The 25836-nt window shown below is 42.3% G+C and carries 18 protein-coding genes and 1 pseudogene; 4 read left to right on the top strand and 15 right to left on the bottom strand.

Annotation, left to right across the window (positions count from 1 at the left end; translation table 11 throughout):
- Window positions 1-55: 55 nt before the first annotated feature.
- The 6 genes and pseudogenes from VRK28_RS01235 to VRK28_RS01260 form a co-directional block, all read right to left on the bottom strand.
- On the bottom strand, window positions 56-2209 hold the full coding sequence (locus VRK28_RS01235; RefSeq protein ID WP_130166471.1) for a prolyl oligopeptidase family serine peptidase: 2154 nt from the start codon (window positions 2207-2209) through the stop codon (window positions 56-58).
- Window positions 2210-2371: 162 nt separating this feature from the next.
- Window positions 2372-3373 (bottom strand): annotated as a pseudogene (locus VRK28_RS01240) (branched-chain amino acid aminotransferase); the annotation flags it as partial.
- 178 nt (window positions 3374-3551) lie between these two features.
- Window positions 3552-4340 (bottom strand): SDR family oxidoreductase, encoded by a 789-nt coding sequence (locus VRK28_RS01245; protein WP_063704783.1) that lies wholly within the window; start codon window positions 4338-4340, stop codon window positions 3552-3554.
- A 21-nt stretch (window positions 4341-4361) separates the two neighbouring features.
- Entirely contained in the window at window positions 4362-4865 is a 504-nt protein-coding gene (locus tag VRK28_RS01250) for an Mpo1 family 2-hydroxy fatty acid dioxygenase (RefSeq protein ID WP_130166472.1), read from the bottom strand.
- A gap of 104 nt (window positions 4866-4969) precedes the next feature.
- Window positions 4970-5374: a hypothetical protein gene (locus tag VRK28_RS01255; protein ID WP_130166473.1), complete on the bottom strand. Its 405-nt coding sequence runs from the start codon at window positions 5372-5374 to the stop codon at window positions 4970-4972.
- Between the two features lie 54 nt (window positions 5375-5428).
- Complete coding sequence (locus tag VRK28_RS01260; protein WP_130166474.1) at window positions 5429-6091, bottom strand: Crp/Fnr family transcriptional regulator; 663 nt, start codon at window positions 6089-6091, stop codon at window positions 5429-5431.
- A 109-nt stretch (window positions 6092-6200) separates the two neighbouring features.
- Between VRK28_RS01260 and VRK28_RS01265 the strand changes: the two genes are divergently transcribed.
- Both VRK28_RS01265 and VRK28_RS01270 read left to right on the top strand, forming a co-directional pair.
- Window positions 6201-7490, top strand: coding sequence for an amidohydrolase (locus tag VRK28_RS01265; RefSeq protein ID WP_055198688.1), 1290 nt, complete (start codon window positions 6201-6203; stop codon window positions 7488-7490).
- A gap of 116 nt (window positions 7491-7606) precedes the next feature.
- Window positions 7607-8236, top strand: coding sequence for a trimeric intracellular cation channel family protein (locus VRK28_RS01270; RefSeq protein WP_062565213.1), 630 nt, complete (start codon window positions 7607-7609; stop codon window positions 8234-8236).
- Here the strand turns inward: VRK28_RS01270 and VRK28_RS01275 are convergent.
- The 8 genes from VRK28_RS01275 to VRK28_RS01310 all read right to left on the bottom strand — a co-directional run bounded on the left by VRK28_RS01275 (window position 8233) and on the right by VRK28_RS01310 (window position 23672).
- On the bottom strand, window positions 8233-8688 hold the full coding sequence (locus tag VRK28_RS01275; protein ID WP_332393137.1) for a GNAT family N-acetyltransferase: 456 nt from the start codon (window positions 8686-8688) through the stop codon (window positions 8233-8235). The two genes, VRK28_RS01270 and VRK28_RS01275, sit on opposite strands and share 4 nt — an antisense overlap.
- On the bottom strand, window positions 8675-10759 hold the full coding sequence (gene recD, locus VRK28_RS01280; RefSeq protein ID WP_332393138.1) for an exodeoxyribonuclease V subunit alpha: 2085 nt from the start codon (window positions 10757-10759) through the stop codon (window positions 8675-8677). The genes VRK28_RS01275 and recD overlap by 14 nt, the downstream gene beginning before the upstream one ends.
- Entirely contained in the window at window positions 10756-14331 is a 3576-nt protein-coding gene (gene recB / locus VRK28_RS01285; protein ID WP_130166476.1) for an exodeoxyribonuclease V subunit beta, read from the bottom strand. The genes recD and recB overlap by 4 nt, the downstream gene beginning before the upstream one ends.
- Window positions 14318-17662 (bottom strand): exodeoxyribonuclease V subunit gamma, encoded by a 3345-nt coding sequence (recC, locus tag VRK28_RS01290; RefSeq protein ID WP_130166477.1) that lies wholly within the window; start codon window positions 17660-17662, stop codon window positions 14318-14320. Before recC ends, recB begins: the two co-directional genes overlap by 14 nt.
- 153 nt (window positions 17663-17815) lie before the next feature.
- Window positions 17816-18832 carry an alkaline phosphatase D family protein gene (locus VRK28_RS01295; RefSeq protein WP_240701470.1) on the bottom strand — a complete coding sequence of 339 codons (1017 nt, stop codon included), beginning with the start codon at window positions 18830-18832 and terminating at the stop codon, window positions 17816-17818.
- A 41-nt stretch (window positions 18833-18873) separates the two neighbouring features.
- Window positions 18874-20001, bottom strand: a complete 1128-nt coding sequence (locus tag VRK28_RS01300; protein ID WP_130166479.1) for a sulfatase-like hydrolase/transferase — start codon at window positions 19999-20001, stop codon at window positions 18874-18876.
- Between the two features lie 57 nt (window positions 20002-20058).
- The gene (locus tag VRK28_RS01305; RefSeq protein WP_253108681.1) at window positions 20059-22416 is read right to left on the bottom strand and encodes a TonB-dependent receptor domain-containing protein; all 2358 of its coding nucleotides are present in this window, start codon (window positions 22414-22416) and stop codon (window positions 20059-20061) included.
- A 212-nt stretch (window positions 22417-22628) separates the two neighbouring features.
- On the bottom strand, window positions 22629-23672 hold the full coding sequence (locus VRK28_RS01310; RefSeq protein WP_130166481.1) for an alkene reductase: 1044 nt from the start codon (window positions 23670-23672) through the stop codon (window positions 22629-22631).
- A gap of 121 nt (window positions 23673-23793) precedes the next feature.
- Here VRK28_RS01310 and VRK28_RS01315 point away from each other — a divergent pair, with 121 nt between their 5' ends.
- On the top strand, window positions 23794-24375 hold the full coding sequence (locus VRK28_RS01315; RefSeq protein ID WP_062565206.1) for a TetR/AcrR family transcriptional regulator: 582 nt from the start codon (window positions 23794-23796) through the stop codon (window positions 24373-24375).
- 85 nt (window positions 24376-24460) lie between these two features.
- Entirely contained in the window at window positions 24461-24859 is a 399-nt protein-coding gene (locus tag VRK28_RS01320; RefSeq protein WP_054561299.1) for a DUF2750 domain-containing protein, read from the top strand.
- Window positions 24860-24886: 27 nt separating this feature from the next.
- Here the strand turns inward: VRK28_RS01320 and VRK28_RS01325 are convergent, their stop codons facing one another.
- Window positions 24887-25771 (bottom strand): AraC family transcriptional regulator, encoded by an 885-nt coding sequence (locus tag VRK28_RS01325; RefSeq protein WP_332393140.1) that lies wholly within the window; start codon window positions 25769-25771, stop codon window positions 24887-24889.
- Window positions 25772-25836: the final 65 nt, after the last annotated feature.

Genomic DNA, 25836 nt, shown 5'->3' on the forward strand with positions numbered 1-25836 from the left:
TCGATATAAAAACGCCGAGCTTAGCTCGGCGTTTTCATTTTAGTTAATAAATATCTTATAGCGATTTAACACCCATGTTATATAGGGTAAAGCCATAAATATCAGCGTATTGATCAATGATCTTACTTGTTGGTGTTCCTGCACCATGACCTGCATTTGTTTCAATGCGAATAAGATACGGATTTTGTTTCGCACCTTTTTCTTGTAGCTCGGCTGCAAACTTAAATGAATGCGCAGGCACAACACGGTCATCATGATCCCCTGTTGTTACTAAGGTTGCTGGGTAGCTAACACCCTCTTTTACATTGTGAACTGGTGAATAGCCTTTTAAGTACTCGAACATTTCTTTACTTTGTTCACTCGTACCGTAGTCATACGCCCAACCAGCACCCGCTGTAAAAGTGTGGTAACGCAGCATATCTAAAACACCTACAGCAGGAAGCGCAACTTTAAATAGCTCAGGGCGCTGTGTCATAACCGCACCTACTAATAAGCCACCATTTGAGCCACCACGTACCGCTAGGTAATCAGGTGAGCTGTATTGTTTTTCGTTTAAGTACTCAGCCGCAGCAATAAAGTCATCAAATACATTTTGTTTCTTAAGCTGTGTACCATTTACATGCCATTCTTTACCGTATTCGCCACCACCACGAATATTAGCAACAGCATATACACCACCGTGCTCAAGCCATGCCGCAATTGTAGGGCTGTAGCTTGGTGTTAGGCTCACGTTAAAGCCACCATAACCATATAAAATAGTCGGATTTTTACCGTTAAGTTCGGTGCCCTTTTTGTACGAAATTATCATCGGAACTTTGGTGCCATCTTTTGATGTATAGAACACTTGTTCAGAGATATATTCTTCGCTATTAAATTTAGCGCCCGACTTGCGGTACACATCAGACTTACCTGATTCAACATCAAACGAATAGGTATTGCCTGGTGTAGTGTAATTAGTAAATGAGTAATACAGCGTTTGTGCATCGTGCTTACCGCTAAAGCCATATGCAGTACCCACACCTGGCAGGCTGATATCACGCACCAATTTGCCTGATTTATCGTATTGTTTTACTTGTGAAATCGCATCAACCATATACTTAGCAAAGAAGTAGTCACCACCTTTTGAAAGGCTAAGCACATTGTCAGTTTCTGGGATTAAATCTTGCCAATTTTCAGGGCTTGGATCAGCTGCATCAACAGTTACAACACGTTTATTTGGCGCGTTTAAGTTAGTCACTAAATACAGTTTCGAGCCGTCATTATCAATAATTGAGGTATCTGAGTCAGTGTTATCTAAAATAGTCACTAGCTCGCTGTCAGGCTTAGTTAAATCTTTGATAAACAGTTTATTACCTGAAGTTGAAGTACTTGCAGCAATTATTAAATAACGATTATCACGGGTTACATCAGCACCAATATAACGATGTTTCTGAGCCTCTGTGCCACCATAAACTAATTGGTCATCTGCTTGTGCCGTGCCTAACTTATGGTAGTAAACTTTATGTTGATCTGTTTTTGCAGACAGCTCACTACCCTTTGGCTTATCGTAGCTCGAATAATAGAATCCTTCGTTGCCAAGCCAAGAAATACCGCTGAATTTTACATCGACTAATGCTTCTTCAATTGGTTGTTTAGTCGCTGTATCAATAATGATAATTTTACGCCAGTCACTGCCGCCTTCAGAGATTTGATAGGCCGCTAGCGTGCCGTCCTCTGTGAATGTTAAGCCCGACATTGAGGTTGTGCCGTCGCTACTGAAAGTATTTGGATCTAAGAACACCTCAGCTTCTGAGTCACCTTTTTTACGATAAACTACATACTGATTTTGCAGACCATCGTTTTTATAAAAGTAGGTGTAGTCACCCTCTTTAAATGGCGCTGTGACTTTTTCGTAGTTCATCAACTTTTCAAGCGTAGTTTTTAGCTCATCGCGATACGGAATATTTTTTAGATAAGAAAAGGTAACGTCATTTTCGGCTTTAACCCACTGGGCTGTTTCGTCGCTCATATCGTCTTCTAACCAACGATACGGATCGGCTACTTTCTCACCGAAGTATTCATCAACAACATTGCCTTTTTTAGTTTCTGGATAATTCACAGCAGCTTTAACCTCTGCAGTTTTTACTGTTTGTTCTGTTTTTGTTGGGGTAGATTCACCGCAGCCCGCCAATGCAACAACAATTGCACATGCTAGTGTTTTCTTGATCATAATAAATTTACTTTTAGTTATTGTTAATAAAATGAAAGTAAAATTAAAGCACTAGAATGTCTAGTAATTTGCGGTTAAACACAGGAAGTGCTGTAAACCAATGTAAAAACAAAAAAAGCCACGTAGTAACGTGGCTCTTCAAAGCATGTATTTGCTCAGCGATTATACTTTTGTTAACCAGCCATGAGTATCTGCTGATTTGCCCCATTGAATATCGTTCAATGCTTGGCGTAATTTAGCAACTTTCTCACCTGGTTCACCCGACCCCACTTTAAACTCTTGGTCGTTATGAATAAGTGTGCCAACCGAGGTCAGTACCGCAGCGGTACCTGATAACGCAGCTTCAGTACCTGGTTTAGCGGCTCTTTCTAGTAACTCAGACACAGTAAAGTTACGCTCAGATACTGTCATACCTAAATCTTTCGCAATCGTTAAAATACTATTACGCGTCACACCGTGTAGGAATGTGCTATCAAGTGCTTTTGTGATGATTTCATCACCATCAATTAGAATGAAGTTTGCAGCACCCGTTTCTTGTACATCACCACCAGGGCAGAATAAAATTTGGTCTGCTTGATGCTCTGAGCGAGCTTCTAAGATTGGACCTAATGCACTTGCATAGTTACCACCACTTTTAACCATACCCATGTGTGGTGCACAGCGCATGCCGTCTTCTTCAAGTAATACACGTAATGCTGTAGCACCGCCTGAGAAATAATCACCTACTGGCGAAAGCAATACGTAAAGCAAGGAACTCATTGACGGCGCAGCCGCTTTACCAATTGCCGCTTCTGTACCAATGTGAGTTGGGCGAATATACATTGAACCCGGCGGTGTTGGTGTTTCGTCTGCGTACTCTTTTACAATGTCTTTGATCATTTGCTCAAGCATGCTTTCGTCAAAGTCAGGTAAGTTTAGTAACTTAGAGCTTTGTTTCATACGAGCAATGTTAGCATCCATACGAAAGATATAGACCGAGCCATCTTCGTGACGAAATGCTTTTAATCCTTCAAAACAGGTGCTTGAGTAATGTAATACGTGAGCACCCGCATGTAATTCGATTTTATCAGATGGGACCAGCGCGCTTTCACTCCATGAGTTATCAGCAAAACGTGCTTGGATCATTTGTGGCATAAATACAGTACCAAATGCGGCCATTGTTGTTCTCTCTTGTTTGGACTACTTTTACCCCATTGTATGCTAATCCATCCCCGTTTAACCATAGCAAACTAGTGCCTTTTATCGATTAAAGTGATAATAATCCGACCATTTGGTACAAAAAATGCGCAACCCAAGTTGCGCATTGTTTACTGAGAATCATTCGCTAACAAATGATAATAAATTATCTATAGTTCATTTTTGCTGTGAGTCGATTAAAAAAGCCCGGAAAAAAACGCTTAATAGTCGGTGCTAAACCACTTATTCCTTCACCAATAACGACCTCATCTTTCTCGGCTTCAATGGCTTTGATCATTTTTGCAGCCGCTTTTGCCACATCCATGCCGTTTTCGATTGATTGTTCTGGTTTATTTTGCGGCTTACCTTGGCCATCTAACGAATTATGCGCAATCGCTGTTTTAATTGAACCCGGGCAAATAGTCAGGCAATTCACATTTTTATCGGCTAATTCTGCTCTTAAGCAATCCATAAAGCCAACAACCGCATATTTAGAGCCCGAATAACCAGTTCTGAACTTTGAACCGACTTTACCCGCCACACTGCTAATTGAGACCACCATGCCCATACCTTGGTTAACCATCTGGGGTACGACCGCCTTGGTTAAGGCAATTAAACCAAAGTAGTTTACTTCCATCAGTTGGCGATACACAGTGAATTCATTTTCTAAAAATAAACTGCGCTGCGACACTCCACCGTTATTGATAAGCACATCAATGCGGCCAATTCGCTCAATCACTGCGGGCATATCTTCAAGTAAGGCTTCAGGTTTCGCCAAATCAAGAGCGACCACGTGATGATTGCCACCGAGCCGTTTATTCAGCTTATTGAGCTTATCTTCATTGCGGGCAGACAGTATTAGCGTTGCCCCTTTAGCTGCTAGTTGCTCACAAAGTGCCTCACCAATCCCAGAAGATGCCCCTGTAACCCAAACTGTTTTGCCATTTAATTGCATGTGTGTTCCTTATTATTGTTGTTATGCTTTGTTAGGCCCTGCATGTTGTTCAATATGATCAGCAATATCTTTATAAAAACCAAGCATAATCAAGAACTCTGCTAATACAAATAACGGCCCTATGACCAAACCAATTAAATCATCAACAAAGGCTGGCTTTTTACCTTCAAAATAGTGACCAATAAACTGAAACACCCAACCAACAACGAAACTGCCAATGCTCACAGCTAGCCATAACTCTGTTGAAAGCGACACCACAGGCTCAGCAGCAATGCTTAACAAACTTAAGCAAACAGCCATAATTAACCCCATAGATAAGCTAAGCATTAAGTAATAAAGACAGGTGAGTACAATCACCATGGTTGCTAAAGAGATGACAGCAGGCTCTGAGATAAGCGTGACGCGTTGTAATAAACAAGTAATTGCAAACACAATTAATGGAATGCCAATAAAGTGAGTGTAAATATTGCGTTTAGAACGGTGATAGAGGGCGTAATTTGTCAGTTGTTGTTTTAATGTTTTCATTGTTTTTCCTGCCAAAACTGTGTTCAAAATTCAGATTAGCAGAAAATTCACCAACAAGAATGTCAACTAGCCGACATTTTAAGTTGCTAGCTTAAACTCACACATTAAACCAGCGCATCAATATCTTTGCCTTTTTCAGCTTCTGGTCGCATATCCATGCGTTCGCGACCTTTTTGATACTCTTCATCGAGCATCGCTTGCAGCTCATTCATTTTTTCTTGCAGTGCTTTAGTATCGGCACCTTGTTGTTGCATTTGTTCAGCAAGCTTCTCTATTTGCGCTTTTATTTCATCAATTTTCTCTTTATCAACCCCGAGTCGCTGATAAACCAAAGCTTCTTGTGCCTGCGCTAAAAAAGAGCTGGGCTCAGGCTGCTTTTGTAAAAGTTGTTGTGCTGAAGATGTAGGCGTATGTATGGCTTTCACACCCTCAGTGCGAGCCGTTTGCGACAGCTTAGCTGTAGCCGAAGCGTGATAAGGGTTATATTGATTATGAAATGTAATCGCCACAAGTTGTCTTCCATTTAAGCTTGATTACAACCTTGTAGCAATTTTAGTTCCAAGCTAGCATTGAGATTGCAATTTATCGATATCAATAATCTCAATCGTTTGATATTTAAGATTAATAATTGAATCAGCTTGCAGAGATTGTAAAATTTGGTTAATGGTTTGCCGTGTTAAATAGGTCATATCGGCAAGTTGTTGCTGGGTAAGCGGCAAACAACTTTGGAGTGACGACTGATAAAGCATGCACAACCGCTTACTCACCTTTTGCTTTGCTGTAAGGAGTGCGTGATCTTCTAATGAGTCAAACAGGTTTCGCACTTTGTTGGTAAGCAGCAGACCAAAATCATGCCAATAAGCAGGATGCTCTTGTAATAACTGAGTTAATGCCCGCTCAGGTACGTGTAAAAGTCGTACCGCAGTTTGAGCATACACATCGTGGGTGCGCTTACCACCATCAAACAGAGCAACTTCACCAAACCACATAGCACTGGTTACAAAACTGAGCACGGCTTCTTTGCCTTGGCTATTAACCCCAGAAACTCTAAGCACGCCATTAATAACACAATACAGACCGGTATTTTCATCACCACGCAAAAACAATGCATCACCCGCATTTAAGGTGATTAATTTAGCATTTTTTACTAGCTTGTCCCTAAATAATTGTGTGCGATTTTTAAACCATTTGTCTTGGTTAATTACCGAAAGGTCTTGTTCATTCAAGTGTTTATCCTTTACATTGTTGTAGTGTGCATATATCCAAGCCACCTCAAAATGCAGAATTCAGCGTTTCACAGGTTATTTGGATATCTAAATAATAAAAGGATACGGGATGTTAAACAAACTACTTTCGACCAGCCTACTTCTCAGTGCTATTTCTACACCTGCATTTGCTAGTGATATTAATACTGAACTTAAATCTGCCAATAAAAGCGTCAGCGAAAAAGTCATTAAATGGCGCCGTCATTTACACCAATACCCAGAGCTTAGTAACCGTGAGTTTGAAACAGCCAAATACGTGGCTAAGCATTTACGTTCGTTAGGCCTTGAGGTTCAAACAGGTGTGGCTCATACCGGTGTGGTTGCCAAACTTAAAGGGGGCAAAAAAGGTCCGCTCATTGCGCTACGTGCAGATATGGATGCACTACCTGTAAAAGAGCAAGTAGACTTACCTTTCGCGTCAACTCAAACAACAGAGTACAAAGGCAATACCGTTGGCGTAATGCATGCCTGTGGTCATGATAACCATGTGGCTATTTTAATGGCAGCCGCTGAGTCTTTAGTAAAAATTAAAGACCAACTAGCGGGTGATATTCTGTTTGTCTTCCAACCTGCTGAAGAAGGTGCTCCTGATGGCGAAGAAGGTGGTGCTGAGCTGATGCTTAAAGAAGGCTTATTTAAAGAAAAGCCAGAAGCCGTATTTGGTTTACACGTAACCAGCTCACTTAATACCGGACAAATTGGTTTTCGTGAAGGGCCGCTAATGGCCAGCGCCGACAAATTTACAATCACAGTAAAAGGTCGCCAAACTCACGGCTCACGTCCTTGGAATGGGGTTGACCCAATTGTGGCGTCATCACAAATTATTATGGCAACACAAACCATTGCCTCACGCCAAGTTGATGTAACCAAAGCGCCTTCTGTGGTTTCATTTGGTGCCATTAACGGCGGTGTGCGTAACAACATCATCCCTGATGAAGTTGAAATGGTTGGCACAATCCGTACCTTTGACCAAGAAATGCGTGCTGACATTAAAAAACGTTTAGCTAAAACCGCTGAGATGGTAGCTGAATCAGGTGGCGCAGAAGCCCATGTTCACATTGATCATGGTTACCCAGTAACAGTGAACGATGTTGAATTAACCAAGAAAATGACACCAACTCTTGCTGGTGTGGTTGGCAAAGAAAACCTGATCACAACGCCACTTATCACAGGTGCCGAAGACTTTAGTTACTACGCCTTAGAAACACCAGGCATGTTCTTTTTCTTAGGTGTTACACCAAAAGGTCAAGATGCAGTTACAGCACCTAGTAACCATTCACCACACTTTTTTGCAGACGAAAAAGCTTTACAGCTTGGCGTAAATGCAATGACGCAATTAGTGGTTGATTACCTAAAATAATAAAAATTTTCTTACCGGCGGGTGACATCACTACCCGCCCTATTTTCTTAGCTGTTCAGCATCAATAAAGTTCATTTTGCTAGGGTTAGATTACTATAAACAGGTAAGGAAACCCCATGACATCAGAATACTTTCATTTTTTAAGCATTATCGGTGTAGCGTTTTTTGCTATTTCTGGCACCTTGCTGGGCCATGAAAAAAGTGTCGGTGGTTTTGGTGTGGTGGTTGTTGCCACAGTCACAGCTCTGGGTGGTGGCACACTTCGAGACATATTGCTCAACAAACCAGTATTTTGGATAGCTCAGCCCGATTATTTGTACGCAACTTACATAGCCATATTCGCGTCTATTTTATCTATTCGTCACTTACCCGATTTAAGTAACACCACCATGCTATTAATGGATGCCGTAGGGATGGCTATTTTCAACATTATTGGTATCGAAAAGGCACTGATCGGCGGCGCAGATATGGTTGTAGCCATCACCATGGGTATGACCACAGGTATTTTTGGTGGCCTGATGCGTGATGTGATCTGCCGAGAAGTGCCTTTAGTAATGGGCGAAGAACTTTATTCAACCGCTTGCTTATCTGGCGGATTAACTTACGCGGCTTTATTCACCCTTGAGGTGAGTTATATTTGGTGCATTCTTGGCGCATTTGCTGTGACAGTATGTTTAAGATTAGGCGCCATACACTTTGGCTGGCAACCTAATCTGTTTCGTAAAAGCAGCTTTAAACGCTCTTAGCAAGTCATATAAATACAGCCATCGAGTGGCATGTCAGCGGGGTACTGAGTTTGAATAAACCCCAGCTTTTCATAGGCCGTTTTAGCAAGGGTATTGTGGCTATACACAAACAACGACAAGCTATTGCACTGCAACTGTTGTTTGCCCTGCTCTCCTAGTAAGTTTATCAACACTTTTGCAAGACCTTTGCCACGCTCGCTTGGCGCGATAACTAGCCGCCCTAAATGACAACGCCCTTCGCGTAAATAGTATTGCCCAAACCCTAACATGCGGCCTTCGTCATTAACCAGCACGAAGGAATTCAGCGCATCTAGGTTTAAATCGTTTTTAAAGCTTTGCTTATCAAATGGGTAATTAAAAAATGGCCCAGACCAAATACGCAGTTCGGCCTCTGTGTTAAACCAACCCATTAACTCGTTGAGTTGATCACTCGTTACTTTAACTAGCTTCATGTTTTAACCTATCGTATAAACCTGATGCACGAGTAACAGATTTATTCATTGCCATAAGCAATACATTTTTATCTGCCACCAGCTCAAATGTGGTTTTCGCGCGGGTGATACCCGTGTAAACCAATTGCCTGTTAATGCCCTGATTAGCCTGTTTTATTGGCGGTAAAATCATTGCGGTATAAGCAAATTCAGAGCCTTGCGACTTATGAATTGTCATGGCATACACTTTATCGTGAGCAGGTAAACGTGCGGGCGAAAAGGCGCGAATATTTTCTTGTTCATCAACAAACATGGCTTTTAACTGACCTTGCTCATCATGCATTAAAATACCTATGTCGCCATTAAACAGTTTTAGCTGGTAGTCGTTTTGGCTGATCATAATTGGCATACCGACATAATGCCTTTGATATGGCGAAATTAAACCTTGTTGAGCCAGTGCTTTTTCAATACGTTGATTAAGGCTATTTACACCGTAATCACCCTCTCTGACGGCTGCCAGTAACTGATAATGCGCAAATGCTTTATGCACACTTGCAACACTTGCCCCTTGCTGGATAAGTTGCAAATAATCGTGGTATTGCAACGCCGCTTGTTGCACAAACTGCTCTATCGGTTTACTAATTACGCTGTAATTAAGTTTAAGGTCTTTAAAGCCACCTTGATTAATCGTTTGCTCTACATAGCCCAGTAAGCCTGTGTTATTGGTATTTACAGCTTGTGCTAATTGACCAATGCCGCTGCTGCCATCAAAACGATAACTTTGCTGTAAAAACGCAATACAATCGTTAAGTACAAAATGACTGCTCGCCGCAGGTATCTCGCTCTGATTATTAAAACAAACGCGATTAAGCTGCGCTGCTCTTTCACTGCTGTAAGCAGGCATTTTGCCAAGCTCTAACCCTTGGCATAGGTCGCTAAGAATACTGCCCGTATCAACCGAGGCTAATTGGTCTTTATCACCCAGTAAAATAAGCCTTGCATGGCTCGGTAATGCCTCGATGAGTTTTGCCATAAGTGACAAATCAACCATCGATGCTTCATCAATGATCAGTACATCTAAATGCAGTGGGTTACGCTTGTTATGGCGAAACTTATTGGTATGCGGAATAACGCCCAGTAAACGGTGAATCGTTTGCGCGCTTTCAGGAATAAGTGGCGCGATATTACCAGGGATCATACTAAGCTTTTGCTTTGCCCCTAAAATCGACTCGGTTAAACGAGCTGCCGCTTTACCTGTCGGTGCAACCAGCTTTATTGTTAGCGGTGCACTGGCATACAAGGATTGTAATATTGCTAGTAGCTTAGTTACTGTGGTGGTTTTACCGGTACCCGGGCCACCGGTGATCACACTAAAACCTTTTGTTGCAGCAATCGCACAGGCTACTTTTTGCCAGTTTAATGTTTTAATAGGATCGCTTGGGTTGGGTGTATGTTCACTGCTAGGAAAATACACCTCAAGTAATGCCGTTAATTCGGCTTCATCAAGGGTGAGTTCTTTCGTTGCTAAATGATGTAAACGCGAAGCCAGTGTGGTTTCGTACTCTGCCAATCGGGCAAAGTAAAGTTTATTCGCAAACAATAGCAGTGGTTTGTCGTCCCCGACACACTCAGCATTCATTAGTTTATTAACAGCCTCATTAAGGCCAAATTCCATATCAAACGAGGTTAAAACCTCAGGGGCTGCAATGCTGGCATCAGCTAGGCTTTGCTCTCTTATTTCAAACGGGTTTTGCCAGTTTATATTCACGAGCTCTAAACAGCTGTGCTGACTTTGCTGCGCAGCCGCAAGTAATAAAATCAGGTAAAAAACCTCATTGTGCGCTGCATCGTTATTCTCTATCAACGATTGTGAACCGGCTACTGTTTCTGTACCAGTCAATAGCTCTGCAAGTTTCACATCAACTAAGCGAATACGTTTTGCCTCAAGTAAATAACTCAGTAATGGCTGCGTTTTAATCTCTTTGGCAGGCAACACTGAGTTACTCTCAGCATGTTGTGCTGGCTGCTGTGGTTGCTTATTAATTGGCTCGTTTTGCTCATGGTCATCAAAGCCGAATGTCATTTGACTCATAGCATGGCTCCTTGTGCGAATAAGCTATCAAGCTCAGTTATTTGCTGTTTAGTAAGCTGATTAAAGTACACCCCTTGCCCTTCGCTCATACCACGTAAGAAGGTGTAGTAAACACCGCCTAAATGCGTGTCGCTATCGTAATCATGAATACGTTGTTTTAATAAACGGTGCAATGCCACGGTATATATCAAATACTGCAAATGATACTGGTGACTGGTCATGGCTTGTTCTAGTTGCTCATGTTGGTAATCAGCCGCACTGTTACCTAAAAAGTTCGATTTATAATCAAGAATATAATACTTACCCTGCCAGCAAAATATTAAATCTATAAAGCCTTTTAGTAAGCCTTGTACCTCACTAAAATCAAGCTGCCCGGGTAAATTAAAGTGCTTTACCAACACTTGATTAAGCTTATCGCTTGAGAGTGACAACAGCGGTAAGTTAAATTCCATTTCGACCAAACAGGTATCAGGCTCAAGTACTGATAAACTAAGCCCTTTATCGTTTAATGGGCAATTCAGTGCAGCAAGGATCCACTGCTCGGTCATTTCCTGCCAACTATCGTCAATATGGTATTTTTCGAATAACGTTTTGATCACTTTATCTAGTGCGTGGTCGTCTTGCTCACTCGCTGGACGCTTTAACGCATAAGGGTCGGTAAAGTCTAATTGCTCAAATATTTCATGCAAACAACTACCTGGCTTTGCCCCTTTAGGGAAGCTGTACGGTGTTAAAGCATTGGCATTTTGGGCTAAAAACTCATCCTTTTCGTGATCTTCATCACTGCGACCAAGCTCAATATGATCAGTATGCTTTTTCAGCGTTAAGCTACTAAAGCTGGTTGAGCGCCAATCACGCTGAATGTCTGCTTTAACAGTATTAACTTGATAGGCTTGCTCACTGTCAGCGCCAGCAAATGTTAACTTTTCAAGCTCATCCGCTTCGCTAAACGCCTCATAGTACATGTGTGCAGAGCCTTCACAAAATGTTTGTAACAATGCGCGCCATTCATCGCCCGATTTAATCTCTAACCCTGCAAATAATACGTGGCCAATGCTGGTACTTTGAATACCAGGGCGAGCGCTACGACCTTGGGCAATGTTATACATACCCACAGAACAAAAATGCACGGCACGTGTCAATGCCACATAAAGTAAACGTAAATCTTCAGCTAAGCGCTCTTGCTCTGCTTTTTGCATTGCGTCGTCACTTTTAGCAAGGTCATAAATAAGCTTACCGTCTTTATGGTAAAGGGCTTCTTTGCTTTCACGGTAGCCACAGGCAAACGGCATGAATACAATCGGGTACTCTAAGCCTTTTGAGGCGTGCATAGTGACAATTTTCACCAAGTTAGCATCGCTTTCTAGGCGTACTTGCACCGCTTCACCATCTTGTTGACTGACTTTTTGTGCAAACCAACGCAGTAATCTGTGGGTGCCCTCAAGCTCAATTTGCTTTTGCTGCAAGATTTCCCCTAAATGACGGAAATCGGTGAGCCAGCGTTCAACGTTGTAGCCTAAGCCTTGCCAACGCGCTGCGAGCTGATTATGGCTTAATAAACGCTCGAGCATCGCCATAGCGCCTTGTTTATGCCAAATGTGGGCAAGTTGAGCAAAAAAGTTTAGATGTTCTTGCCATGCACTTTCATTTTCGTGAAGCTCATAAATACGGTTGTAGCTTAAACAAAACAATGGCCCAGCAAGCACACCACGCAGTAATGATTCATCATACTGTCCATGCAATGCCGTTAAAAAGTTCAGTAAATGATGACTAAGCTCTTGGTTAAACACACTGTCACGGGACAAATACACGCTGGCAATGGCGGCTTCTGCTAGTGCGTTTTTCATCAACTGTGCTTCGTTGCGGTCACGCACTAACACACAGATATCAGCGGCGGTGAGAGGCTTTCCTGCAATGGTTGCAGCGCCTGCATTAGCTTGCTTGAGTAGCTCAGTAATTTTTTTCGTATACTGCAAAGCCAGTGCCTGTTGAGCCACCCCTTTGCTGGTTGGCTTGTTGTTGGCTTCGGCGTACTCATCAACAAAAACCGAAAATTCAAACGCACTGGGCATTTCACCGTTTATTAAAAACGCTTTGTCTTGCTGTTTTCCTTTGGCATTGACCTTTTGAAATGGAATCGCATCGTTGTAAATAAAGCTATTAGCATTTTTAGCAAATAAGCGGTTTACGCTATCAACAACCCCTTCACTTGAGCGGTAGTTGGTATCTAGGGTGTATTGCTTGTCATCTGAAACGGCTTGTTTTGCGCCAATATAAGTAAAAATATCTGCACCACGGAAGCCATAAATAGCCTGTTTTGGATCACCTATCATGGCAAGCGTGGTGTTTTTAATGCCATAAATGCGGCTAAAAATGCCATATTGAACTGGGTCGGTATCTTGGAATTCGTCAATCATGGCAACCGGAAACAAAGCGGCAATTTTTTCACTTAATGCTTGGCCTTGCTCACTTAAAAGCGCCTGATGCAAGTTACTCAGTAAATCATCTGGAGTAATAACGCCTTGCTCTTGCTTGCGTTTAGCTAATGCATTTGCCACCCATTTAGCTGCGTATTGAACTATCGCAATATTCAATCCGTTATTGATAAGGCTACTGAGTTTAGCCATTTCATCAAACTGAGCCAGCATTTCGTGACTGAGTAAGCTACCGTTTTTCTTATAATTTGCAGGGTCGCTTAAATTCTCTGTGCTCCACACTTCAAACGAGTATTTATTGGTACCAAATACAAAAAACAACTCGTCATTGCTTAAGTATTCTTCAAGCGCTGCAAGGCTGTTTTTTCGCCCTGGGGTTTTTGAACCACTTAAATCTGATGCTTTTACAGCATTAATAAACTCACTCTCACGGCACGCCGTTTTAAATGCCGGTACTTTTGCCACAAAGTTGTCGCGCGCTTGCCATATATCGTCAAGGTCGTACTCAGGGGTAATTGTTGCCCCTTGTTTATTGAGTAAACTCACTACCTGTGAATACAGTGACGCCGGCACTGGGAAAATATCGGTAATTGCTTGCGTGCGCTCTTTTGATTGTGGGTAAACAAAGGCACGCCAAAAGTCATTAAGGGTTTCTTGAATAAGCTCACGCTCATCTAAAATAAACTCTAAGTTAAACGCCACCCCTGACTCAAAAGCATGTTGTTTCAGCATTCGCTGACAAAAGCCATGAATGGTGAATATAGCGGCTTCATCCATCGACTTTGCTGCAGCGTCTAGCAAATCAAATGCGGCGTGTTTGTCAGTTACCTCGTTAATTACTTGTTCAATCAGCTCATCATCTGGCTTTTTACCAAGCAGTGCATCTCTGGTATTGATTATACGCGCCCGTACACGGTCTTTAATTTCTTGAGTTGCAGCCTCAGTAAAGGTCACCACCAGTATTTGCTCAACACTCAGCGGCGTATTTAATTGTTCATCTTCAACGGTCGCTTTTTGTAAGCCCAACAAATACCGCAAATACAAACCTGTGATGGTGTAGGTTTTACCTGTACCGGCACTGGCTTCAATAAGGCTTTGCCCACACAGCGCCATACTCATTGGATTAAGCGTTTGCATGATCTGCCTCCTGTGCTAATTCAACAATTGGCGATAACAGCAGCTCGCTCCATTTTATAAACTCTTCTTCACAGTCTTTAAGGCTTTTTATGGTTAAGCGAATGTATGGGTTTTCACCTTCACCTATGCCTATGTATTGCGGCGTGAATTTATTGTTTGCTTTGACCATGTCTTTATCTGTTTTTATGTACTCGTAACCACTGACCGGAAAAAACGCCACTGGGCGAGTTAAAAGCGTTTCATAAAGCAAAAACCAATCATTTAAATAGCTGCGGGCATCGTCTTCTGACAAGGGGGAAAAACTAATTTGCTTGTCTAAACCAAGAATAAGGGTTTCAACAGGTTGCCCCATTATTTGCGCCGCTAAATGATGCACAAAGCCGCGAATAACATCTTTTGCTTTAATGCTGGCGGTGCGATAAAACACCTGTTTTTGACCATAAATATGATTTAACCAACCTTCTAAAGTGGTGTTGGCTATTTTAATATTTACTTCAACGGGTAATGCTTCATCACCTTGAATATGCGCTTTTACTTGCCCAGCAAGCGCATCAACTCGGTGCTGCATACTTTCAAATACAAGATCGCCAACATGGGCTTGGGGTAATTCACCGCGCTGCATTATTTGCGCTTTGTTAAGCGGTAGCTCTTGAATGCTAGCTTCGAGAATTTCGTCAAGGTAAAAGTAGCGGCGTAATGCATCTAAACTAAATGGCTCTTCATCTTTAGCGATATCGTTAAATTGCGGTAGGCGTAAACCCAAACTTTGCTGATAAAAGCTCTCGTGCGGCTGGCAAATACTGCGAATAAACTGAGTTAACTCAACACTACTTTCTGGCTGAACACTAAGCGCTTGCTGTGGCTCAGGGTTAACAGCTTGAGTTGGCATCCACACAGGGTTATAGCTGTGTAATTGTGTGGCTAACGGTTTGTTTGCTTTTTGCTCGTCATCAGTTTGGCTTTTATTACCTTCTTTGTTAGTGGTCAGATAATAAGCCGAGTTAAATGGCTGTAAGTGCTGATAATTAATCAGCGCCTCTGGTAGCTTTAAGTGAGTGTCTTGATCAGCAAACTCAAAGCTACGGGCTATGTATTCCAAAAGCTCGCTCACTAAAGTTGAGGGCATTCTTGGTTGGTTATCAAAACAAGAACGGCCAATATAACTGATGTATAAATTCTCACGGGCACTTAAAATCGCTTCTAAAAACAGGTAACGGTCATCAAGTTTGCGAGAGCGGTCGCCTTTTTGGCGTTTTGAGAAAGGCACTAAGTCAAAACCGATTGGCTGAACGGTACGCGGGTAATCTGCATCATTTAAACCTAGCATGCACACCACTTTAAATGGCACTGCACGCATTGGCATCAGCGTACAAAAGTTAACTTGCCCCACTAAAAAGCGCTGTCCTACGCCTTTTTCTTGAATACCTTGTTTTACAAGGTAACTAACAATGCGCTGCGAAACAGCTTGTTGGTAATCGCCATTGTCATAATGCTTAATCAGTGTATCGAGCACTTTTTGCAGCACTAATAAATCCCAGCTTTGTTCGCCTTCATCGCTGTACACATCGTTTAATAATTCTTTTAGAATTTCTGCTTTTTCGTTAAGTGGTGCATCAGCTTGCAGCTTGGCTTTATAACGGGCCAGTACATCAATAAATTCAATGAGTTTATTTAAGGTATTTAATGCCATGCCCTCAACTTCATCGGCACTGTAAATCCCCGAAAACGGCAATTGTTCATCACGTTGTGCAACGCCAAGTAACAAGCGGTTTAGGCCATGTTGCCAAGTGTTTAAATCTATTGCGGGTAAGCCAAAACTGTCTTTGTGGGCGGCATCTAAGCCCCATTTAACGCCAACACGTTCAAGCCAAAAACCAATTTGCTCATATTCATGGGCTTCGAGGTTAAACTTCTCGGCAATTTGTGTGACTTGCAGTAAATCAAGAATGTCAGATACACCGAAGCGTGAGTATGGTAAGTCAGCTAAACTAGCAAACGAACTAAGCACAGGTTTTTCTTGCTCTATGGCTAAATCGGCTAACGCATAAGGGATAAAGCGTCGTCCTTCTGCACCACCAAACACCGCCTCAATATACGGGCTGTATGTGCCAACATCCGGCATCATTACAATAATATCTTTTGGTGTTAGCGCTTTATTTTCATTGAATAAATTGAGTAAATAATCATGTAGTCGTTCGACTTCACGAAGTGGCGTGTGACAATCGCTCAGCACAATACTGGTGTCATCAGCCTGAATTGGCAATTTGCCTTCATCATTAATAAACCATTCTTTATCAGGCGTTAGTGATTCACCCTTAAAAGCTAATTGGTAAATTTCAGACTGAATTTGCGATAGCAAGCTTTGATCAAACTCGTTATCGAATCCGTCAAGCCACTGCGCGTCTAGTTGTAGTAACTGCTCAAAATAGTCTCGGCCTAATTTACCCCACGACGATAGTAACGGGTTACCAATAAAAAAGTACTCGTGATCAGGGTTTTTAGCGCTGTCTTCAAGCGCTTGTAACTGCGGGCGTTTGGCATATTTAGCAGCAATTTTGGCTGCTGTTTTTTCATCGAGTGTGTCGCCCCAGTAATGTTCACTTGGGTTAAAGAAAAACAAAAACACCTGCGTTTTTTTCGCAATGGCCTGAAACACTTCAAGCTGGCTACTCGCAATTGCAGAAATACCAAATAAGCTAATACGCTCAGGTAATTGGCTTGCGTCCATTTTTTCAAGGGCTGCAAGGAGTTTGTCTTGCATATTGGCGCGGTGATATTGGCTTTGCCCTAGTTCTTTACTGTGCGCCACCAGCTTACGCCAGAGATCTGGCTGCCATGGCGCAATGCCCACATCAACATCATCAAGTTCATCGATGCCCTGCTCCCAAGTGGCAATCCAATTGGGGCGATACATTAAATATTGGTCATAAACGTCGGCAATTTTCTCGCACAAGGCAAAGGTTTTTTGCCCTTCACTGTCACCATCCAAATAGGTTTTCAGCGGTAAGTACAGCGGCTCATCAATGCAGTTTGGTAAAATAGCAAACAGCTTCCAAGCAAGGTTCGCTTTGTTATACGGTGATTCACTGGGTACATCTGGCAATAATTGTTGGTAAAGCTGCCATATAAAACTCGAAGGTAGCGGAAAATCAACCTGAGCGGCAATCCCTAAGTGTTCACTTAAACCTATTTTTAGCCACTGCGACATACCTGGTGACTGCACAAGCACAATTTCTTTTTTAAAGGGACTCGTTAATGGATTAACTTTAAGAAGAGCGTGAAACCGCGCTTGCAGTGCTTCCATGCGATTTGATTGAATTATATTCAGCACTCTACACTGTCCTTGCTTGAAACTAACTAATTGACACAGTGTAAGATATTTTAATTAGATGGGATAGAGAGAAATACCCGCAAACAAGGCTTATTCCATGTTTGCGGGCATGAGCTGCGGGCATGTGTTAAATATATGCGCAGCTGGCAATATTTACTGGTATGGGCTTATCGTCGATAACGCGAACTCTGTGTGCATTATCTCATCACCCTTGATACCTTTAAGCGCAATACGAATGGTAGGGTCTGCTTTTTGCCAATCGATTGTTAAATCGCCGTAGTTAACCTCATGAGTGTAATCACCCACACGGTGTTTATTAGGGCTAACATCTTTCCACTTTTCTGTAAGCCCCGAGCTGGTCATTTCATATAAAGGATAATCTAGATTTTGTTGATACTTAGACAGCTCACCCCAGTGGGTATCACCACTGACAATAATCACACCATTTACTTTATGCTTTTTAATAAGCGCAAATAAGCGCTCACGATCAGCCGGATAATTAGCCCATGACTCCCAACCTGTAAAATCAGCCAATAGCTGTAAGCTTGAGGCAATGATTTTTATCTTTTCGTCTGACTTAAGCTCTTGTTCGAGCCATTGCCATTGGCTTTCGCCAAGCATAGAGGCGTTTTTATCAGTTGTTGGGCTATAAGGCCCTTGTTTTGCAGGCTTTCGTTCCAGTTGATAGGTTATCGCCGATACGTGATTCAACGGTGCGCGATTAAAACGCAGATCAGGCATGATGACTTTTACTGTTTGCTCACCTTCACCGTACGTGTACGAAGTGTAAATACCATCTTCGCGAGTTCTACGAGCAGAATCCGCAGGCTCTTGCCAAAAGTCGAGCATGATTTTTCGTGATTGCTGTTTTTTTGGGTATTCGCTGCCAGCGTCATTTTCGCCATAATCATGGTCATCCCACATGGCTATTATTGGTGTATTTGCACGTAATGTTTTAAAGCCCGGCTTTTGCCCTAAACGTTGATATTTATCGGCAAGTACCGACATATCTTCGGTATCTCCATAAATGTTATCGCCAAGGAACATAAATAAATCGGCTTGCTCTTTGTTGATAGCATCAAAAATTGGAATAGCTTTGTCTTGATGACCACATGAGCCAAACAAAATTTTACTCGGTGCGGCAATCGCACTCGCACAACTAACCAGCATTAATCCAGATAAGGCGCTTCTAAAAAAACTAAGCGTTAAACTCATTTTAAAATCTCCTTAATCGGCGCGGCCATCTTCGGGTTAACTTGCTGACTGTTGATGCCTAAAACGCTCAACACGGTTGCAGCCACTTGCGCTTGTTTAAGTTCATTTTTGGGCTTTATTAAGCCTTTTGCTTTTATATCTGGGCCAATGGCCGCTAACCAAATATGCTCAGAGCCAACAATGCCGTTTGGAAAACGTTGCTTACCTTGCTCTGAACGTGCCAAAGCACGCTTCGAACTATGATGCTGCCAATCATCTGCATGACTGCCACGGCCATGATCGGTGGTAATGATCATTGTGGTGTTGTCTTTATAGCCCGGTGTTTGTTGAATTGTTTGCCAAAGGTCACGAATAAACGCATCACTTTGTTTAGCCGATTTTAAATAGGCATCGTATTTACCGTTATGGGCAAAGTCATCGGTTTCACCCAAGCTAATAACAAGCAAACGCGGCTGTTTATTTAATAAATATTGTTTGGCAAATCGGTAGGTAAAGCTGTCGAGGCGAACATTGTGCCAAGGACTTGGGATCTCGCTTTGCATTTGGTTTAGCAGAGTCACTTCCTTTGACTTCACAGCATCAAAAGCTTCAAAGCCAGCATTAACATAAACCCCACTGCGCTCACGATTTACAATATAGGGAAACACATCCCAGCTACCAAAAAGCGCGGTTTTATCTTTAAACTCTGGCTGAGTATTTAAACTCTCTAAAATGGTTTTATTGGGGTTAGGCACTTTATCGTTACTATCGATATTTTCATCTACTATACCGGTTAAAATTTCACTGTAACCTGGGTATGAGAAATACCACGGGTTGCTTACCGACATCAATGAGCCTTGCGTTCTATCGCCAATCAAAACGCCTTGTTTTGCCAATGTTTCGCTAAAAAATGGCATTAACGCTTGAGTTCGCTGTGCTTGGTCATCTCGCCAAAAAAGCGCCTTTAGTTCATCTGTATCTGCAACAAAATCAGTGTTATCGATTAGGTTTTTATCTGCACCAGAGAACACTTCTTGCCAGCGAAGCCCATCAAGAGTTACGAGCACAACATTGTCGGCAGCTTTACTGTTTAAGCTTAATAGTGATGCCGCTACAACCGCCGTGGCTAAAATTAATTTTTTCATATTTCACCTGTAAAAAAGCCCATCAACGATGGGCTATTTAAAACTTTAGCTTATTACTTAAAACTGCGCTGTAAGTGTTAAAGCTGCGGTACGTGGTGCACCAATAAAGTAGGTTGAACCATTACCTGTACCACCCGCTAGATATGATTTATCAAACAGGTTATTCACCACAAATGCAAGGTCGATTGATTTAAACACGCCTGCATCAAGACTGGTGTTATAACCAATGTTTAAATCAACCAAGGTGTAACCATCAACCTCGTTACGCGAACGGGTTTGCTCATCAGTCCATGCACCTAAACGCTCACCTGTGTATTTAGCCGATAAACCAAAGCGGAAATCACCGCTGTAGTAGTCTGCCGATACCACAAATAAATCTTGTGCTGAGTCAATCACTTCATCACCCGCTTTAAAGCTGGCTGATGCCTCTTCAAGTAACTCACCCTCGCTGTTGTAAGCACTTGGATCGTTCGATTGATACTCAGAGTTATTGTAGGTATACGATGTGTAAAGATTCCATTTGTCAGTCAGCATATAGGTTGCTGAAAGCTCAACACCCGTTGACTCAATACCACCAACGTTGATGTAAGAACCGTTCGTGCCAATGGTGTAGTCAATACCATCGGTATCACTGCCCGGAGCAATAAAGGTAATACGGTTATCAAATTCGATGCTGTAAGCGGTTGCCGTTAAACGTAAACGGTCATCACTGTAACGTACACCTAGGTCGATGTTTTCAGCTGTTTCAGGTTCAATTTCGGTCAGTGTTGATGAATCTCGTTCAAGTACACCATCTTTAATTGCTGCAAAGTTTTCGCTGTAGCTGGTAAATAACTCTGTGCTTGCAGATAGCTGATAAAGCACACCACCGCTGAATAGGACGTCTGAATCACTGTCGATTTTATCTGAGTATTCATCTTCAAAATGATTATAACGCTGCAGCTCAACAAGATACTGTTTAGCACCTAAATTAAGTGTGAAGTCGCCTAAACTGATTGAGTCTTGTACGTACCACTTGAATGTATCTGTTTCGAAGGTGTTTTTATACTGTGTCCAATACGGCGTATGGTCAAAGTGATGATAAATACGGGCATCAATAACTTTATGCCAGTCACGTGACTCATCACGGTCTGTTTGCTCAAACCAAAAACCGGCTTCAATATCATGATTGCCAAGGGTTACTTGGTACTCACCGGTCATACCTAAGCGGTCTTTTTTGTAGTGAGTATGACGATACGACATAACCGGAATAGCATCATCTGGGTAACAGGCTGGGTTTAAGCCAGGGCCTGAAGACCATGGCCATTCTAAACTTGCAGTACAACCCGCAGCTGGTGCAAGTGGATTACCGTCGCTATCTGTAAAGCCGTAGCTGCCAGCGTTTTCGCCGCCAATTGTTGTTGGATTGCCATCGCCATCAACCGGTGACGTTAAATAAGGCGGGATCCAATCACCACGACCTGAATTTTTATGATAGTAAGGTGACAAGCTTAAGTTTGAAGTGGCACTTAACGCGTAATCAAACTTTACATACGCAAGGGTATTTTCACGCAGTGTACCCCAGCCCTCAGCAAACATTTGATCAAAATGCGGCACGCCAGTCCAATTCCAAGTTAAACGATCCCAATCAGGGTTTTGTTCAAACTCACTAATGCTGATGCTGTTATAGTTAATTTCGTGAACATCATCATACGAAACACGACCTGTTACAGTTAAGTCACTAAAGTCTGATACAAACTTCGCTTCGATGTGCTGATTGTCTTTACCACCATTGCTGCCATCACCAACCCAGCGGCTAGTGTCTGTTTGCGAATAGCTGATATAGGCTTGCGTGTTATCAAACACAGTGCCGGTTTCGTGCTTCACAAAGTAGCGGCTAGCGTTATGATCGCCCGTTGTGTAAGCAAACGTGGTGCTTTGCTCGGTACTCGGTTGTGCACTCACAAAATTGAAAGTACCGCCTAATGCTTCGAGTGAGGCTGAGGCAATATCAGACGTACCTTGCCCTACTTCAACTGTTGCTAAGTTTTCGCTGTCTAAGTAACGGTTTGCTTTTGCACCGCCACCATAGTTAGAACCACCATTAGGAATACCATCAATCGTCATTCCTAATTGCTGTTGATTACCATCAATACTAAAGCCACGCATAGTAATGGTGGTTGACCAATCGTCACCACCAAACGCATCACCTTCGTTGATGCTGATACCCGGTAGGTTATCAATCACGGCTAACACGCTTGATACTGAACTTTGTTGCTCAAGCATGGCAGGTTCAATAACGTTATTTGCATAACTGGTTGGCTTTGCAACAACGGTAATTTCTTCAATTTCGTTATTCGAGTTTGCATTTGCCGATGTTGCTAAAAGCGTTGCGACTATAAGGCTTAGCTTTGTTTTTTTAGTTACTGTGCTCATTGTTTTTCCAAGGTTACGTATTTAAAAGCGGGCACAGTATGCAGAGCGTGTATGACATTTAGGGTCAAAATTTTTGACACAACAATTAAACAATTAATGCATTTTCATGGCAGATTTAAGACTTAACTGTTTAATAAATAAGAAAGTATTAGAAAAAACGCCCAGTTAAATTAACTGAGCGCTTGTTGGTTGGACAATATTATTAGGTTTGCTTAAATCAGTTCAGCCAGCATTTCGTCGCTGTATGGTGTTAACGCTTCACCATTTTTAACTTTACTGATGTAATCTGGGTTCGCAATGAATGGGCGACCAATCGCAATTAAGTCAAATTGGTTATTATCGATAGCTTGATTAGCTGTCTCAAAGCTATAGCTGCCTACCCCGACTAAGGTACCTTTGTATGCACCGCGCATATATTCAGACGCCGACTTATCACCTAAGCTTGCAAAGCGCATGCTGTCATCAAAAATACCAACATGTAAGTACGCAAGGTTACGTGTTTCAAGGGCTGGTAATAGATAATCAAATACCGCCTTATCACCGTCACTTTCAGTCATATTAAAATACGCGCCTGGCGATAAACGTAATGCAGTTTTATTTGCACCAATTGCTGCCACTACTGCATCAACGACTTCAAGAGCAAAACGCGACATGTTTTCTGGTGTTTGACCGTATTGGTCTTCACGTTGGTTGGCAGCAAAGTGTAAGAATTGATCAATTAAGTAACCATTCGCACCATGAATTTCAACCCCGTCAAAACCCGCTTCAATTGCATTTTCCGCCGCTTTTGCGTAGTCAGCAATCAAACCTTGGATGTCTTCGATGGTTGCCGCTTTTGGAGTAACGTAAGTTAATTCACGCATTCTTGGTACCGAACCTTCAATACCAATTGCTGATGGTGCCAGTACATCACCACCAAAAAAGTGAGGATGAGCAACACGACCTACATGCCAAAGCTGAGCAAACATTTTGCCGCCTTTGGCGTGCACAGCATCGGTCACTTTCTTCCAACCTTGAATTTGTTCACTGGTAAATAAACCCGGCGTATTTGGATAACCTTGGGCATCTGGGCGGATAATCGTTGCTTCACTAATAATTAAGCCCGCATCAGCACGGCGTGCATAATAATCAACCATTGCTTGTGTAGGTACTAGGTTATCGTCGCTCATACAGCGCGTAAGTGGTGCCATTAGTACTCGGTTTTGCAGCTCAATGCTGTCGTTTAATTTAAACGGAGAAAGTAAATCGGTTGTCATGGTTTTATCCTTATCTTGAACATACATTCAAGATAAGGGCGAAACATACACACTTCAAGGTTTATTTTGAATAATCGTTCAAGATTACGTAAACTTCGTTTATATACCGTGAGGAGCTTTAATGAGAACTGCTGAATTTGATACTGAATTTGTACTACGCCAAGCCATGCATGCTTTTATGCAATATGGCTATGCGAAGACCAGTATGCAAAAATTAAAAGAAGTAACTCACCTTCACCCGGGTTCAATTTACGCGGCTTATGGCAACAAAAAAGGCTTGTTTTTAGCCGCTACGGAGCAGTATCAAAAAGATAGAAACCAACAATTTACTGCTCTTTTCAATGACCAACAATCAATTTTATCGACCCTCAAACATTACTTAACTGTGATTGTTGATGAATGTATTGAAGGTGAAGTAGCTAAAGTGTGCTTACTTACAAAGAGTATTTCTGAGGTTGAAGGCAACGACCCTCAGATTTGTACTGTGCTTCGTGGTAACTTAAACGCTTATGAGCATGCCCTCGCTGAACAACTTCAAAAAGCGCTAGATAACAACGAATTTGTAAGTAGCAAGTCAGCGCAACAGTTGGCGCGCTTTTTAGTCATGGGCATATACGGTATTCGTACCTATGCGCTAACAAATCAAGACCCTAAATCTCTGCAACAACTTGCTGACGATCTATTTGCTGCATTAGTAAATTAATTTAGCTATTAACTTTACTTGTCATATTAATTTATCACCTTATGATTAAGGTGTAGCTGTGTATAACTAAAAGAGTGAGCCTGTCATGAATAATGCAACTGCTAAACGTGTTGAAACTGAGTTTGATGCTGTACTCGCCTTAGGCGCTAAGAAACGACTCGCTTATATGTTTGAAACGGTTCAAGAGTTTAAACAAGTGTGGATCCTCAATGATGAACATGGCTGCGTCATGCTCTCAAACGAAGACGACGACTGCGTGCCTGTATGGCCTAGCCGTGAATTTGCCCAAAGCTGGGCAACCGGTGAATGGCAAGACTGCACCCCAAAAGCCATCCCTGTAAAAGACTGGTTAAGTCGCTGGACACCTGGCCTTGAGCAAGATGACTTACTCATCGCTGTATTCCCAACAGACCAAGACGACGGCACAATTTTATTCCCCGATGAGTTTGACTCACAACTGAGAATGCCAAAAAGACGATTTTAAGTACAAGGGAGCTAAGCGCTCCCTTTTTTATGCGATTTGTTGTAACCGAAGTGCCGAAATATCTTTTATCGGTGGCTTGCCAAAAAAGCGTGTGTATTCGCGGCTAAACTGGGATGGACTCTCATAGCCCACTTTTAAAGCCGCAGAGCCTACATCAATTCGCTCATTCAGCATTAATTGCCTTGCCGCTTGCAACCGTAGGTTTTTTACGTATTGCAATGGGCTCATCTTTACCACATCACGAAAATGTAGCCTGAATGTCGACGGACTCATGTGCGCATCACGGGCTAAATCATCAATTGAAAATTGACTCGTGTAGTTTTCTTTTAACCAACATAAGGTCTTGGCTATTTTTTGATGGGCAGAACCAGACATCACAATTTGCCTTAAATAAGGGCTGTGCGGACTATTTAACAAGCGCAATATAATTTCTTTTTTAATAAGTGGCGCAAGGTTAGCTTTTAATTGAGGCTCTTTGTCGAGTTGAATAAGCCTAAGTAAAGCATCAAGCAGGCCATTATCAGTATCAACCACCGACATAGCTTGGTGTTTAGGGAACTTGTCTTGCCCGGCAAAATCCATTTCAGCAACAATATGGCTGATCTCATGGGCATCTAAGCGTAAGTAAATGCCGTAAAATGGCTGCTCTTTACTAGCACGCGTTATTTGTGAAGCTACGGGCACATCGACTGAGGTCACTAATGATTGGCCGTCAGTGTAATCATAACTATGTTCACCCAACACAACTCGCTTTGCACCTTGCAAGCTAATACCCAGCCCTAACTCATACACGCAGGCCATCGGTAATGAAACTTCGCTTCGTCTAAACACCAATAACTCAGGAATTGCTGTTTCAAAATTACCGTCTGAAATCGCTATCGCTTTAACCGCTTCTATTAATGCCTGACGCATTTAGATTACCTCTAAGAAATACTCAATTAAGTGTATCACCGTAATTTGAGGTTAGGACCATTTTG

Origin of the sequence: Pseudoalteromonas sp. P80D2 (genome assembly GCF_036680945.1) — a bacterium.
In the GTDB taxonomy this organism is placed as follows: Bacteria; Pseudomonadota; Gammaproteobacteria; order Enterobacterales; family Alteromonadaceae; genus Pseudoalteromonas; species Pseudoalteromonas shioyasakiensis.

Coding starts and splice junctions, on each gene's coding strand:
- VRK28_RS01300 (WP_130166479.1), bottom strand. CDS start 20,001: ATGAAAAAATTAATTTTAGCCACGGCGGTTGTAGCGGCATCACTATTA.
- VRK28_RS01320 (WP_054561299.1), top strand. CDS start 24,461: ATGAATAATGCAACTGCTAAACGTGTTGAAACTGAGTTTGATGCTGTA.
- VRK28_RS01250 (WP_130166472.1), bottom strand. CDS start 4,865: ATGAAAACATTAAAACAACAACTGACAAATTACGCCCTCTATCACCGT.
- VRK28_RS01275 (WP_332393137.1), bottom strand. CDS start 8,688: ATGAAGCTAGTTAAAGTAACGAGTGATCAACTCAACGAGTTAATGGGT.
- VRK28_RS01315 (WP_062565206.1), top strand. CDS start 23,794: ATGAGAACTGCTGAATTTGATACTGAATTTGTACTACGCCAAGCCATG.
- VRK28_RS01305 (WP_253108681.1), bottom strand. CDS start 22,416: ATGAGCACAGTAACTAAAAAAACAAAGCTAAGCCTTATAGTCGCAACG.
- VRK28_RS01245 (WP_063704783.1), bottom strand. CDS start 4,340: ATGCAATTAAATGGCAAAACAGTTTGGGTTACAGGGGCATCTTCTGGG.
- VRK28_RS01270 (WP_062565213.1), top strand. CDS start 7,607: ATGACATCAGAATACTTTCATTTTTTAAGCATTATCGGTGTAGCGTTT.
- VRK28_RS01310 (WP_130166481.1), bottom strand. CDS start 23,672: ATGACAACCGATTTACTTTCTCCGTTTAAATTAAACGACAGCATTGAG.
- recB (WP_130166476.1), bottom strand. CDS start 14,331: ATGCAAACGCTTAATCCAATGAGTATGGCGCTGTGTGGGCAAAGCCTT.
- VRK28_RS01295 (WP_240701470.1), bottom strand. CDS start 18,832: ATGCTGGTTAGTTGTGCGAGTGCGATTGCCGCACCGAGTAAAATTTTG.
- VRK28_RS01235 (WP_130166471.1), bottom strand. CDS start 2,209: ATGATCAAGAAAACACTAGCATGTGCAATTGTTGTTGCATTGGCGGGC.
- recD (WP_332393138.1), bottom strand. CDS start 10,759: ATGAGTCAAATGACATTCGGCTTTGATGACCATGAGCAAAACGAGCCA.
- VRK28_RS01325 (WP_332393140.1), bottom strand. CDS start 25,771: ATGCGTCAGGCATTAATAGAAGCGGTTAAAGCGATAGCGATTTCAGAC.
- VRK28_RS01265 (WP_055198688.1), top strand. CDS start 6,201: ATGTTAAACAAACTACTTTCGACCAGCCTACTTCTCAGTGCTATTTCT.